Source organism: Candidatus Syntrophosphaera thermopropionivorans, from assembly GCF_004353895.1.
Lineage (GTDB): Bacteria > Cloacimonadota > Cloacimonadia > Cloacimonadales > Cloacimonadaceae > Syntrophosphaera > Syntrophosphaera thermopropionivorans.
Genome location: NZ_SMOG01000032.1, coordinates 1 through 13,677, shown reverse-complemented (window position 1 = coordinate 13,677; position 13,677 = coordinate 1). Strand labels below are relative to the sequence as shown.

General features: G+C 34.6%; 13 protein-coding genes. 1 reads left to right on the top strand and 12 read right to left on the bottom strand.

The window, feature by feature from the left end; translation table 11 throughout:
- From E0946_RS06795 to E0946_RS06740, 12 genes are all read right to left on the bottom strand, one after another.
- The coding region (locus E0946_RS06795; RefSeq protein WP_133201719.1) for an LVIVD repeat-containing protein at nt 1-782 on the bottom strand (782 nt) is incomplete at its 3' end.
- 82 nt (nt 783-864) lie between these two features.
- A complete protein-coding gene (locus E0946_RS06790; RefSeq protein WP_133201718.1) occupies nt 865-1,845 on the bottom strand; it encodes an AAA family ATPase in 981 nt (326 codons plus the stop codon).
- Nucleotides 1,835-2,842: a lysylphosphatidylglycerol synthase transmembrane domain-containing protein gene (locus tag E0946_RS06785; RefSeq protein WP_133201717.1), complete on the bottom strand. Its 1,008-nt coding sequence runs from the start codon at nt 2,840-2,842 to the stop codon at nt 1,835-1,837. Before E0946_RS06785 ends, E0946_RS06790 begins: the two co-directional genes overlap by 11 nt.
- A 58-nt stretch (nt 2,843-2,900) precedes the next feature.
- Nucleotides 2,901-3,743, bottom strand: coding sequence for a methyltransferase domain-containing protein (locus E0946_RS06780; RefSeq protein WP_133201716.1), 843 nt, complete (start codon nt 3,741-3,743; stop codon nt 2,901-2,903).
- Nucleotides 3,743-4,717, bottom strand: a complete 975-nt coding sequence (locus E0946_RS06775; protein WP_133201715.1) for an NAD-dependent epimerase/dehydratase family protein — start codon at nt 4,715-4,717, stop codon at nt 3,743-3,745. Before E0946_RS06775 ends, E0946_RS06780 begins: the two co-directional genes overlap by 1 nt.
- Entirely contained in the window at nt 4,718-5,506 is a 789-nt protein-coding gene (locus E0946_RS06770) for a tyrosine-protein phosphatase (protein ID WP_133201714.1), read from the bottom strand.
- Between the two features lie 3 nt (nt 5,507-5,509).
- Complete coding sequence (locus E0946_RS06765; protein ID WP_133201713.1) at nt 5,510-6,400, bottom strand: polyprenyl synthetase family protein; 891 nt, start codon at nt 6,398-6,400, stop codon at nt 5,510-5,512.
- 155 nt (nt 6,401-6,555) lie between these two features.
- Entirely contained in the window at nt 6,556-7,584 is a 1,029-nt protein-coding gene (locus tag E0946_RS06760; protein WP_133201712.1) for a Gfo/Idh/MocA family protein, read from the bottom strand.
- Entirely contained in the window at nt 7,585-8,589 is a 1,005-nt protein-coding gene (locus E0946_RS06755) for an NAD-dependent epimerase/dehydratase family protein (protein ID WP_133201711.1), read from the bottom strand. It abuts the gene before it with no gap.
- Between the two features lie 183 nt (nt 8,590-8,772).
- A complete protein-coding gene (locus E0946_RS06750) occupies nt 8,773-9,954 on the bottom strand; it encodes a glycosyltransferase family 4 protein (protein WP_133201710.1) in 1,182 nt (393 codons plus the stop codon).
- 4 nt (nt 9,955-9,958) lie between these two features.
- Entirely contained in the window at nt 9,959-11,071 is a 1,113-nt protein-coding gene (locus E0946_RS06745; protein WP_133201709.1) for a glycosyltransferase, read from the bottom strand.
- Nucleotides 11,072-12,190, bottom strand: coding sequence for a glycosyltransferase (locus tag E0946_RS06740; RefSeq protein WP_133201708.1), 1,119 nt, complete (start codon nt 12,188-12,190; stop codon nt 11,072-11,074). It lies immediately after the preceding gene.
- A gap of 384 nt (nt 12,191-12,574) precedes the next feature.
- On the opposite strand from E0946_RS06740, the gene E0946_RS06735 reads away from it, so the two are divergent.
- Nucleotides 12,575-13,677, top strand: a 1,103-nt coding sequence (locus tag E0946_RS06735) for a lipopolysaccharide biosynthesis protein (RefSeq protein ID WP_133201707.1), incomplete at its 3' end; no start/stop codon positions are given.

The window sequence follows — 13,677 nt, the reverse complement described above, 5'->3', positions numbered from 1 at the left end:
CCACCCTGTCCCAGTGCTACAAAGAGTCGGTCGTTATATATTTCCAGGTCCTGAATTTCATTGGAGAGATTCATAAGGTTAATCAGTCTGGGATGTTTCATATCAGCAGCATTAATAGCGAGGAGTTTTTTCCCGGCACCAATCCAGATAATATTGCCATTTTTAGCCAGAACAGTAGCATCGGCAATTTCATAATTGACTCCTAAACTGATAGGAAACTGGAGATCTGAGATGTCAATAGTGACAAGTCCGAAGTCGTTTAGGGCATAGATATAAGGATATTCAGCCAAAAGATCACGGATGCCCCATTTTTCCGAAAAGGTAGATTTTAGTTCACGCATTCCGCCTCTTCCGATGTCTATGATATCAATACCTCTGAACCTATCAGCTACATAGAGAATGGAGCCTTCTCGGGCAATTTTATTACCGATAACAGTAGTGGTGAAGAATATTTTCCCTGGATAGGAAAGAGTATCCACAGAAGTGACGGTATTGGAAGGTTCTTCACTGCAGACATAGAGATGATTATCTCCTAAAAGGTTGAGGTCTTCAATCAAAGCGGAAGAAGTGAAAACAGCTTCCAAACGAGGTGACCAAGGATTGAATATAGAATAAATCCAGATAAAGTTTTGATTACGGAGAATAACTAAATCTTGTTGATAATCCACATTATAGGGTTGAATATTTTTTAGATGTACTAAAGGACGAGGAATACGGTCATCAATAGCATAGCTGGAAACCAGGATGGTCATTATCAGCAGTAAAAGTAAAGCTTTTTTCATTATTCACTCCTTTTAGGTTGAAAAACCTGTAGCAATAACAATTGCTTTTTCTTTATACTTATAGGGAAGAGATTATCCTGCATTAAGAAAGCAGTTGCTTGATGATATCGGAAGGTTTAATTCCTTCTGCTTCAGCGGCAAAGGAAACCAGAACCCGATGCGTGAGTACAGGTAAAGCTACAGAGCGAATATCTTCTTCGGCAGGAGTCAATCTTCCATTTAAAGCAGCTCGAGCTTTTGCTGCTAAAACAAGATATTGACTGGCACGAGGTCCTGCACCCCAGTTTATCCATTTTGTTATTTCAGGTCTACTTTCTGGTGTTCCAGGACGTGTGCTACGAGCAAGTTTAACAGCATATTCCAGGATATGTTGGCTAACCGGCATAGTTCTTATAGCAGCTTGATACTGGAGAATTTTTTCTGCAGAAAGTAAAGGTAAAGGCTCCTCTTGAGGGACTCCTGTAGTATTTTGCACAATGGTCAATTCTTCTTCATAAGAAGGATAATCAATATTGATATAAAGCATAAAACGGTCTAATTGCGCTTCCGGCAAAGGATAGGTTCCTTCTTGTTCAATGGGATTTTGGGTTGCCATCACAATAAAAGGTAAATCCAGAGGTCTGGTTGTATTTCCGCTACTTACTTGATATTCCTGCATAGCTTGAAGCAAAGCAGCTTGAGTTTTGGGAGGGGTTCTATTAATCTCATCTGCCAGAATTAGGTTAGCAAAGATAGGACCTTTAATATATTGAAATTCACGGCGTTCACTATCTCTGGAAGTGACTAAGATATCAGAACCGGTGATATCAGAAGGCATAAGGTCGGGAGTAAATTGAATGCGTCCGAAGGTTAAATTTAAAGCTTTGGCAATAGTTGAAATAAGGAGTGTTTTGGCTAATCCGGGCACACCTTCAATCAACATATGTCCATTAGCAAACAGTCCAATAAGGACCTTGTCTATAACCTCATCCTGACCGACGATAGTTTTGCGAATCTGAGCGAGTAAATCCTCTTTTACCTGTTTTAATTCCTGAATTTTTTGAATCATTTCTTCACTGTTCATAAATCTTTTCTCCACTTAATACCGCTTTTAGAACCTGACGACCACTAAGGGTAATAGAGACCAGTCCAATAACTCCAATCAGGATGGCGGTTAACATATGTGCAAAAGCCATAATTGCTGATGCGTCCTCTCTTGTCAATGCAAAACCCACGGAAAAGATGATTATCATCATCCATTCGTTGCTACCTAATTGAGCTGGAGGTTGAGGTATAGCATAAGAAAGATTGATTAAAGTATAGCCAAAAAGGACTTTTAAGAAAGGATAATCAATACCGAAAGCAAGAAATAGCAGATAGAAATATAAGCCATCCAGAAAAACACCTAAAGCAGTAAGTAGAAAAGAATTGAGTAAACGCGTCCAGTGATGTTCAAAAATATTCAAACCTTGGACAAAGATGCTGATATAATTATTGACTTTAGTCTTAAGTTTTCTGGGTAACCAGGAAAATAAAACTTGAAGAAATCTAACCACTTTATCTTTTTGCCAGACTGATAATAAGAGAACAGCCAAAGAAACAGCAAAAACCAGACCCAGAAGTATGAGTAAAATAATCAGACCCTGCGAGAATTTAACTTTTAGCAGTGGTATCATTAAGAGGACAAAGAATATTCCAAGAGTGTCAAAAGTCTTATCAATGAAGATGGATGGTAGCACGCTGGTAATAGAATTCCCGTGATTGTGCTTAACAAACCAGGCTTTGACTAATTCTCCTGCTCGGATAGGAATAAGATAATTAACCCAGTTTCCGCCCATACTATAAAGATAGGTTTTCCAGATAGAAATTGAGGCCTGTTTGCTCAAAAGGATATTCCAACGCACACTACGAATGAAATAAGCTGCCAAATAGGAAATAGTAGCCCAGAAAACTAAGCGGGTATCTATCCTTTTCATCCGAGCTACAAGTTCATTAAGGTCAATATAATGCAACCATAGAATGATGAGCACAATGCCTATAATTAAGCCAATAATCAGATATAGAATTCGTTTACGAGACATAGTTTATTGCCAGCGATATTTTTTGCACATCTAAAACAATTTCAGCTTTAAAAAGAATTCAGGGTGCAAAAATCATATAATAATGATGAGCCCAAACCTTTTTAAAAGCATCGGGAGCAGTCTTTTCCAACCATTGGTAACGACGCATCCTGGGAGCAAAATCAGGGTCTTTACCAGAATAATAATCCAAAATAGAGGATAGTTCTTTATCTGGTTGTTCCTTAAAGATTTTTGAGATAGGAAGTTGAGGAAACCATTTTTTTAAAAGATCTTCTTTAGTCATACCAATATCAGGCCAAGGTGGACAATCAAAATATCCTGAGTCCACCAGATACCAGTCTAATTTCTTGAGAATATGGATAATGGACGGTGGGTCTATGTAACTGAGTTTGATTTGAGGATATCTTTCTGGAGTATAATCCTTTATCTGCATTTTAAAACCAAGACCATTACGATTGGGGATACTGAGAAAGATAACTTGAGAGGTAACCCTGGATAATTCTTTAAGGAAGTGGGATAAATCAGGAACAAACCAGAGAGCAGAAAAAGAGAAGCTCATATCAAAGGATTTATCCGGGTAATTAAGTTTGTGGAAATCTGGATTATAAACCGGATTAAAATTGCGACCAAGCTTTTTCCAAAGGTCTGTAATTAAGTCCAATCTATGTAAGTCATTATCTTCCAGGGTGATATTCAATCCCAAATCAGCCAAATTCAAAAGATTGATGCCACTTATACCCGTAAAACCAAAGGAAGGACTTTCCAGCACATTATGGACATTATAATTATTTACCGTCTGAAATAAAAGGTCATTGAGGACAATCCGTTCATAGGAAGAACCCAATCCTTCATAAGGATTGAAGAAGAACTTTTCCCAGTCGTTAATAATTGGAATAGCCATTATTTCTTCAAGATATCATCAATGATGATGCGAATATCAGGAATGGTAAAAGTGGGAGGCAGATTCATAAGTTCATAGGTGTTATCCACATAATAGAACCAGGAATGAGAAATAAGTTGAAAGCGACTGGTCCAGAGTTCATTTTTCAATTTACGGGCAATAGATTCACCTAAAGCAAAAAGATTTCGGTCTAATTTTAAAATAGTATTATAGTTCTTACCGTGAATTTCACGAGAGATAAAATCCACCAGATTCCTTAACTGAACAGGTTCACGATCTGCCACATTAAGTGCCAATCCTGGAGTATATTCATTTTTCAAAAGCCAGAGGAAAGCACGGGTTATAGTATTCACATTGCAAAGATGAATCCAGATGCGTTTATTGATAATAGGGAAAAGCTTTTTTTGAACCAGCTTCACCATCTGATAAGGGAAACCATAATCCCCTGGACCATAAGTGATAGAAGGACGAAGGATGGCAGCATTTAGACCTTTTAATACGGCTTGATTTATTATCCTTTCACTTTCTATCTTAGTCCAGTGATAAAGGCTATCAGGATTGCGTTCCGTTTCATTGGTGGCAGGTAATTCTTTAGGTATAACTCCAAAAACTCCCACAGAAGAACAATAAATGAACCGAGAACCGTGTTTTTGACAATGTTCAACAAATTGCTCAGTGCTATAATAGTTAGCTTTAATATAGATATCACGAGGGAATTTGCGTCCCCCTCTCAGAGCACCTATATGCATTATTAGATCAAAACTATTATTCTTCAGATAATCATAAAGTTTTTCTGTATCGGCTAAATCAATCTGTGCCAGCTCAACAGAACTTCTAAAAGATGAGAACCGCTCTAAAGCAGTGTTTGGTCTAATGAGAGCGGTAATTTCATAATCCAGTTGTTCTTTTAAAATAGAATTTAGGACAGATCTGCCAATTAAGCCCGTTACACCCGTTATCAGTAATCTTTGCATTTAACCAAAAATCCTTTCCCAGAAAGATTTATGATGTTGGTGATGATGATGCGAAGACTGTATATATACATAGAATAGAGGTATCTGCTCATCATTAATAATCATTTGGGGAAAATCCAGAGTGAGTAATTGAACCGTATGTTCATCAATCCTTTCTTTAATTAACTTTATGGCTTGAGGGAATAAATTATTGGGTTCATTGGCATGACTATCAGAACCCAATAGATGTACCCAGCCATTATTTAAAAGCACCCAAGCAGTTTGGCGAACCTTTTCTCCATATTTACCTAAAAGGCTGCCAGCATTAATCTGGAGATAGATATCTTTTTCCATCAGCTCTTTGGCATTATGAGGTTTATGCATAATGCTTACATACCTTTCAGCGTGTGCCAGAACTGGACGATAGCCATTTCTCAAAAGGGGATAGATATTTTCATAAAAGTCCTTAGGAAGACCATTTAAATCTGATTCAATCAACACATAATGAGAGTTTCCGAGTGTTAGATTAAATCTTTCAATATCAGTTAAAGAAGTAGGATTTAGTAGAACTTCAAAACCAGGATATAAAGTAATATTTATTCCTTCTTTCTGGACCAGGGATTGCAGCTCTTCAAATCTATCATCATATAAAGCACGGTCATATTGATAAAGACCAGGAAGATAGTGTGAAGTAAGAAAAGCGTGAGTTATGCCATCCTCCACCATCTGCCGTAAAAGCTTTAGAGATGTTTCAAAGGAAGAAGACCCATCATCAATATTCGGGACTAAATGACAATGTGTATCTATCATAGCTCAGGGTATCCGTTCCTGAATCATTTGCACAAATTCCCTGAGAGCTTCATTATGAGGAAATGGTTTTATTAAATCTTCCGCTTCGGAAAGAAGTTTTTCCACCTCTGTCCGGGTTTTATCAAATCCCATCAAACCAGTGTAACTATTTCGTGAAGTAGGTGTTATAAATTGCTCCTCAAAATCCAGGTCTTCCACACTACTAGAATAATCAGCAGTAATATCTTCAATCATCTGGTAAGCCATACCAAGATTAGAGGCAAAGGATTTCATAATTATATGCACACTATCATCTGCACTAGCAAGAGTGCAAGCCATATCGGCAGAAGCTTCTAAAAGAGAGCCCACTTTTTTCAAATCTATATAATGCAGAGTATTCATTTTCATTACTTTGTGCTTGCTTTCTAAAGCTACTGCCTGTCCTCCAATTAAGCCAAAAGAACTGGCACTATTGGACAAGATACGAATACAGCTCAGGGCTTTAGAAGGAGGGGAAATTTGTCCTAAAACCTCAAAAGCAAGGGTGTAAAGTGCATCACCAGTAAGAATAGCAGTAGCATTTCCAAATTTGGTATGCAATGCAGGTTGAGAGCGCCGCTCTGTTTTATTCATTATTATTGGCAAATCATCATGCACCAGTGAAGCATTATGAACCAGTTCCACAGCAGTGGCTGCTTTTAAAGCCTGGGGTAAACCAGTATTTTTTCGCATTCTCATCAACATTTCATATATAGAAAGCAAAAGCAAAGGACGCCAGCGCTTTCCGCCAGAAAAAACAGCATAATGCATAGCTTGTTTTAACTGTTTATTCGGTCCAGATTGAGTTCCCAGATATTCCTTCAAGCTGGTTTCAATCATATCTAATCTACTTTCAATATATTTTTGTAATAGCAAGTTATTCTCCTGAAGGCTGTTACTTTGATTTGTCTATTATTATAAATTCATTAAACGATAAAGGGTATTATTGTCAAGTTTTTTGTTCCGGTTTTAATTAAAAAATTAGGGAGATTGTAAAATCTCCCTGTTTTGCTATATATAAAATGATTGGATTATAAAGGTAGGCTTATTCTCTTACCTGTTTTAGCTGAAAGATAGATAGCTTGAACAATTTCAACGGACTTGCGTCCATCACGACCATCGGTTAGAGGTTCTGCTCTTTTTAGAAGGACATCCACCACATTCCGATAATAAGGATTATGCCCGAATCCATATACATTAGGGGGTTGATAGTTAGCTTCCTCCACAATACGGTCATCATCATCATATTCTTCAAATTCCCACTTTTCAATCTTATTAACTGCCACTCCTCCTACTTTAACCGTACCTTTTTCACCTATAATAGTGATAGAACCTTCAAAGTTTTTGGGATAAGTGAGCATTGTCACATTCAAAGTGGCAATAATACCGGAACGGAAATGCAAAATGGCACAACCTGTGTCCTCTGCTTCAATATGACGAGCCATCGTGGCTGTGTAAGCCATCACACTGCCGACATTTCCTAAAAGCCAGTAAAGAGCATCCACATAATGACTTGCTTGATTTAAAAAAGCACCACCATCAAATTCCCAAGTTCCACGCCATTTAGCGGCATCATAATAAGATTGAGGTCTTTGCCAGAATACATTGGATTGAGCCATATAAATACGGCCAAAACGACCCTTATCCACTGCTCGTTTAAGCAGTTGCATGGTGGTATTGAGACGGTTTTGTTTTACTACAAAAAGCTGAACATTATTTTCATCACAAGCGTGAATAAGTTTATCTGCACCTTCCACATTGATTGCCATAGGTTTTTCAGTAATTACATTAATTTTGTGATTGGCAACATCTATACCAATGGAAGGATGAAGACCACTGGGAGTGCAAATGCTAACTGCATCAAGTTGTTCTTTATCCAGCATCTTATGATAATCCGTATAAACTGAAGGAATATTATAGGTTTTAGCAGCTTCTTCTGCTCTTTCACGAATAATATCCGCTACCGCTACATATTCTGCCTCCGGAATTTGTGATATAGCTTCAAAATGATTTTTAGAGATGCGTCCACATCCTATTAGACCCAACCGTAATTTTTCCATCTATTTCTCCTTATTTTTAATATAATCTATATACCAAGTGCACATTTCGGAAATACTTTCTTCAATGCTCTTTCTTTGGACAAAACCCGCTTGCCTGATTTTCTGAGAACAAAAATTAGTCGCCATTGATAATTTACGCATTCTGTCGCTATTGATTGGAATGTCAATAGAAAAAAGTTTCGCAGGTATATCAAACAATTTACCTATAAAAATTGCTAACCAATCCGGGATAGTTATCTTTGGCATATGAAAACCAGGATTAGTGGCTATGATATGCATAAGCTCATTCAAAGTTATATAAGGTTCATCCACACAGTTGAAATGCTGATAACCAGGCTTCAGTAAGCTCATAGCAAAAAGTATCATATCAATTATGGTGTCCAGAGAAACAATGCTTTTAACATAATCGCCTTTGCCCACAGTGAACAGAGGTGTGCGATGAAGAGTATCTATTAATTTATAAATATTAGCGAAATTATGAGGTCCATAAATAGCAGTGGGACGAAGAACAATAAGCTCATTTTCAGGATTCTTTTTTTGCCACTCAATACATAACAATTCTCCACCCAGTTTGGATTCACCATATGGATGATCTGGATTATAGGGAGTGTCTTCATCAGCTCTGCCTTGAGGATGTCCAAAAACGGAAACTGTACTAATATAGATAATTTTATGAATGTCAGCTTGTTCAGCGAATTCTAATAATACCTGAGTTCCATACTGATTATGACTGAAATATTCCTCTCGGGATATTCCAAAATCGTGTTTTGATGCTGCACAATGAATTATCAGCTCAATAGGACGGTTATATTTTTGATAAAAGATATCTTGGACTTTTTCCAAATCTTTACCGGAACGAATATCCCCAATAACCGTTTCTGGATGAGGTTTTGCATCACAATGAGAACTTATATCAATTCCTATCACCTTATGATTTAACTTTTCCAATTCCCACATTAAGCGAGAACCTACAAAACCATTACTTCCAGTAACCAGTATATTCATTGGATATTATCTCCTCTTTAGTTTTATACCACTTTAAATCTTATAATTTGGGAATATTTTTGAATAAATTAATGTTCAATATAATCACCCTCTACTCTTAAAAAGAGATTGAATATAAACTGTCAATTTAAAAGAATCCCAGTAATAATGGTAAAAAAAATCTTAAGATTTCTGCAGTCTTCATTAATCATTATAAAGGTTAGGTGATTTTTTAGAAGGAGTGCTATTATATAAATTTTCTAAATCTTTAAATAAGCGATTCATACTATATTTGGAAAGCACCTCTTCAGCCGCTTGCTTTCTTAAATAGTCAAGATTCTGAAAATTATCCACGCAAAAGATTATTTGTTCAGCAATAGCTTGTGGGTTAGCATCACATAAAAAACCATTTTCACCATTTTTTATAAAGTCCGGGACTCCACCAACTGGAGTAGCGATTACAATCTTTTGAGAAGCCATAGCTTCCAGAAGAGAGACAGGTGTTCCTTCGTTTATAGAGGTTAGGCATACAATATCCACCGAGCCATAAATTAACTTTAAATCTTCTATGAAACCTGGGAAAGTGAAATAATCTTGTATTCCTAATTGATTTACCAGCTTCTTACAATCATCGGTTAATTCTCCATCTCCTATTATGAGGAAATGGACATTATTTCTTTGTTTCAGCACTTCGTTTGCGCTATAAATAAAAAGAGCTGGATTTTTTATGGCTGTCACTCTACCTATGAGGGCAATAGTAATTTTGTCCTTATCTATGTTTAACTTTTTTCTTAATTTGCATTCATTATCATAGGGTAATAATCTGGAAAAATCAAAACCAAGAGGGATAATAGTTATTTTATCGGGTTTAGCAATTTTAAATCTAATCAGATCTTCTTTTTGTTGTTCTGAAATTGCGATGATTTTAGTAGAAAATCGGGCAAGAAATCTTTCTATTTGAATGAAAAATTTGGTTTTAAGAGGAGAGAAATATCCTTCAAATGTATGACCATGAAAAGTATGATAAATCTGAGGAACTCCAGTTAAAATTGCGGCTAACCGACCTAAAGTCCCAGCTTTAGAGGTGTGAGTATGCACTATATCAGGTTTCTCTTTTTTGAAAATTTTTATTAATTGTATTTCTGCTAAAAAATCATCCCATAGTGAAATCTCACGTCCCATATGTTTAATAATTATGGGTTCTATGCCATATTGTTTTGGCAGGTAAATCATATCTCCTTCATTTTCACCAGTAACCCCTGACAATAAAACTGTCTCCCAATTTTCATTATTAAAATGGTGGCACAGCAAACTTACATATGTTGATGTACCACTGATACATAATCTTGAGATGATTTGAACTATCTTCTTTTTATTATCCCGCATAATGTTAGTTGCTTAACTGAACTGAATCCCAAAGTTCTCTATAATTATTAATTGTTTTAGAAAGAGGGAAATATTGTTCAACAAGTAAACTTGCTTCCTTACCAATTTTATTGCGTTGCTCTTGGGACATATAGATATACTTTTCTACGCATTTTACCAAAGATTGATAATTATAAGGTGGAAAAACCGTTAAAGCTTCTGGGAAAAGATTATAATAAAATATAACATTAGTAGTTACGCAACAACAACCAGCAGCTAAAGCTTCAATAAGAGAAATGGAAAATGATTCGGAAATAGAGGTTAAAACAAATATATCAATAAGAGATAGAATTTCAGGGATATCCTTCCTTTCTCCTAATAAATGAATTCTATTTAATTGCTCAGAAGTCAGGTCTCTTAGTTCATTTGAAAATTGAGAGAGATTAACATCTCTACCTGCAACAAGAATATGAAGATTTGGATGTTTTTTAATTAGCAAAGAGGAAGATCTAAAAAAGGTCCTGTAATCTTTTACTGGATGATTTCTGCCTACTGTTCCCATAATAACTGCTTCAGAAGGAATATTTAACGAATAGATGAGTTTTTTAGCTGCTTCTTCATTTCGTTTAAATAAAGAAGTATCTATACCATTATAAATAACCTGCATATGGTTGTTTTTATACCCATAGCTAATATGTTCCTTTTTAATAAATTCGGATACAAATACAATAGCTTTAGGTAGACGGGATAAAAGAGCAGTGAATTTTAAAATTAGAAAATGTTTTAAAGATTCATGAACATAATTTTCAGCTGAATGATGAACTGTCCACAAAAGTTTGCCTCTACCCAATGTGAGCAAATATAGGAAAGTTGCTAACAAATTTCCATGATACATCCATCCCTGTAAAATCGTATCTGGATTTTTATATAATAATTTAATGGTTCTAAATAAAGAAATTGGATTTAATTTAAAGACTTCAGCACCAGTTGATTTTAGCTCTGTTTTATATGTTCCCTTGCCAATAATATAAATAATAATAATTTTATATTTATTATCAAGTTCTTTTACGAGATTCAGCAGTAAAGATTCGGCTCCTCCACAGTCTATACTGGTTGAACAGAAAATTAAATGTGTCATCTATGTCCTTTTTCTATATTTAATAAGGGTATCACGGACTGTTTCTGCTCTTTTTTGCCAGCTATTCTCTTTTTTTATCAATTCTATGTGAGCACACATTTGTTTATAATCTTCTTCAGAGGGTATATTGTGCAACCATTCAGTTAATGCTTCTACAGAATGAGGTATTGGATAACCGATACCAAGTTTTTTTACCATGGCTCCAGAATAATCGGATTCATTGCATATAATCGGTAAATTATGTCCCACATATTCAAATAATTTATAGGGAAGAGCATAATTTCTATATTCATCATCAGGAAAATAAAAAAAGGCATATTTAGCATAAGAAAGGAAATCCTGTGCCTCTTCATTGACTAAATGTAAAATTTTAATATTAGGACTAAGAAATTGCTCATAATATGATTTGTTTTTTTCCCAACTTTTTTCAGGAATACAGATTCTTAATTCATATTGGGGAAATAGATTAAAAGTCTGCATTAAAACTTTAAGATTATGCCTGCCGGGTTCAATCTCTCCGATATAAGCAAAATAATTATTAGGAGAGTCATAATGTTGGTAGGACAAATCAACACCCGAAGGAAGAAAATGGAACTCTAATTTATCATCTAAATATTTAATCTTTTTTAATAGTTTATCATATTGATCGCCAGGAAAATAGATTATATTTAGATAATGATTATATATTTTTAAATCAAGTTTATGGAAAAAATTAGCATAGTATGTTTTGATCTTTCCAAAACGATGTATTTCAGGGAAAGCCCAATAGAAATCTCGGTAAAATAATCCTATAGGAATTCCCTTTCTTTGAGCTAATTCAAATAGTTTTACATCAGTTAAGGGATGAGTAGGAAGATGGTGAGATTCAGTCAATTGCATTGGTAAAGTTGAAGATTCACTATATAAAAAATCATAGTTTTCTCCTAACTCTATTCTTCTTTTTAATTCTTTGATCTGTCTATTTCGTTCAGCTGCAGTACCTGTGATAAAAAAAACATTATAACCCATATCTTCAAAAGCTTTTTTCATTTTGCGAGGGCGAATTTCTGAAGCTGCTACTGATTCATCAATCATTTTCCAGGGTATATGCATAATGCAATTCATATTTATTAAATCCATTATTAAATATTTATCTCATATTATACTTATCATGTTACATTATTTGTGTTGCAATGTTATGTGAGACATAGCTAAGACTTTATTTTGAATCATTTAGTAGATCAAAACTTATAATATTCTATGATATTATATCCTATCATAATTGTCAAGATAAAATTAGAACATAAATTTCTATCTTTTTCTTGGGTAAAAATTCATGGGTTATTCATTGAAATTAAAACTTCCAACCCTTGTTCTAATATAGAAATTTCATAGAATCTATCTTTAAAAGAAAGCATGGAATAAGAAATATTTGACAGTCAATATGCTTTTTTAATTGTGAACTTAATCTAATAATCTAAAAACTATAATAGACTAAACCATCCTAAAGGGAGTAAAAAATAGATGGCTGGAATTAATCTGAAAAAGAATATCTTGATGGGAGGAAGTTTCCGTGCCATTATAATGATTTTTTCCTTTTTTTGTAGTTTAATAACTGCCCGTTACTTAGGTGTAGAATTAAAAGGTGAATACAGTTATCTTGTTACCGTCGGTGGTTTTTTGTGGATGATTTTAGATTTGGGAGTTTATCGTAGTTATCCTTATTTGATTAGAAAATATCCAGATAAAATTTATAACCTTTTTAAATGGGCAACTCTTACCTTTATTCTGGAAGCTATAATTCTATCAGCTCTGGGAATATCTTTGCTTAAAGTCTGGAGCAAAATATTAGATTATAATTTTAAACCTGAATATATGTTACTTTTTATTGGTTATATTACACTATCCAAATACTTTATGCAAATGCAAAGTATATATTTGGGGATGAATAAAATATTAATCCAATCTTTAGGAGATATATTAAACTCTGGATTGTGTTTATTATTTTTTCTTTTAGCTTTCATTTTTATAAAGAATGGAGATCGTTTATCAGTTATCTTTATAGCTACATTGATGGCAGTAGGTATTGCCATAATTTATTTCCTTATTAATTCTAAACCGAGAACTTTACCAAAAGGTTTAAACTTTAAGTTCATTACTTCTGCCTATAGTTACGGTATCAGAGTATTTCTATCTTCTATAATAATTATGTTATTGATCAGGGTAGATATTGTTTTGATAAAGCGGATGTTGGGTTTCCGTGAGGTGGGAATTTATTCTATTGCTGCTCATATTGTAGATATGTTGCAAGTTGCTTCCAATTTAGTGGGAGGTTATTTATTCGTAAAACTTTCTGATACAGAGGACGATTTTACTAAATGGCAATTAATGAAAAAGATTATGATGCTTTTTGGTGCTTTTTTAACTGTCGCTAATCTTGCTTTTGTATTTTTAGGTAAATTGTTATTACGTATTCTTTATGGTATAGATTTTGTTCCCGCTTATGGTGTATATTTATGGTTAATTCCGGCAAGTTATGGACTTAGTTTTGGTTCATTTTTCAATAATTATTTGAACAGCAAGGGATTTCCTCCTATTACTATTCTTATACCAGCTATTTCACTGGG

Coding starts and splice junctions, on each gene's coding strand:
- E0946_RS06750 (WP_133201710.1), bottom strand. CDS start 9,954: ATGCGGGATAATAAAAAGAAGATAGTTCAAATCATCTCAAGATTATGT.
- E0946_RS06775 (WP_133201715.1), bottom strand. CDS start 4,717: ATGCAAAGATTACTGATAACGGGTGTAACGGGCTTAATTGGCAGATCT.
- E0946_RS06780 (WP_133201716.1), bottom strand. CDS start 3,743: ATGGCTATTCCAATTATTAACGACTGGGAAAAGTTCTTCTTCAATCCT.
- E0946_RS06745 (WP_133201709.1), bottom strand. CDS start 11,071: ATGACACATTTAATTTTCTGTTCAACCAGTATAGACTGTGGAGGAGCC.
- E0946_RS06755 (WP_133201711.1), bottom strand. CDS start 8,589: ATGAATATACTGGTTACTGGAAGTAATGGTTTTGTAGGTTCTCGCTTA.
- E0946_RS06760 (WP_133201712.1), bottom strand. CDS start 7,584: ATGGAAAAATTACGGTTGGGTCTAATAGGATGTGGACGCATCTCTAAA.
- E0946_RS06790 (WP_133201718.1), bottom strand. CDS start 1,845: ATGAACAGTGAAGAAATGATTCAAAAAATTCAGGAATTAAAACAGGTA.
- E0946_RS06770 (WP_133201714.1), bottom strand. CDS start 5,506: ATGATAGATACACATTGTCATTTAGTCCCGAATATTGATGATGGGTCT.
- E0946_RS06740 (WP_133201708.1), bottom strand. CDS start 12,190: ATGGATTTAATAAATATGAATTGCATTATGCATATACCCTGGAAAATG.
- E0946_RS06785 (WP_133201717.1), bottom strand. CDS start 2,842: ATGTCTCGTAAACGAATTCTATATCTGATTATTGGCTTAATTATAGGC.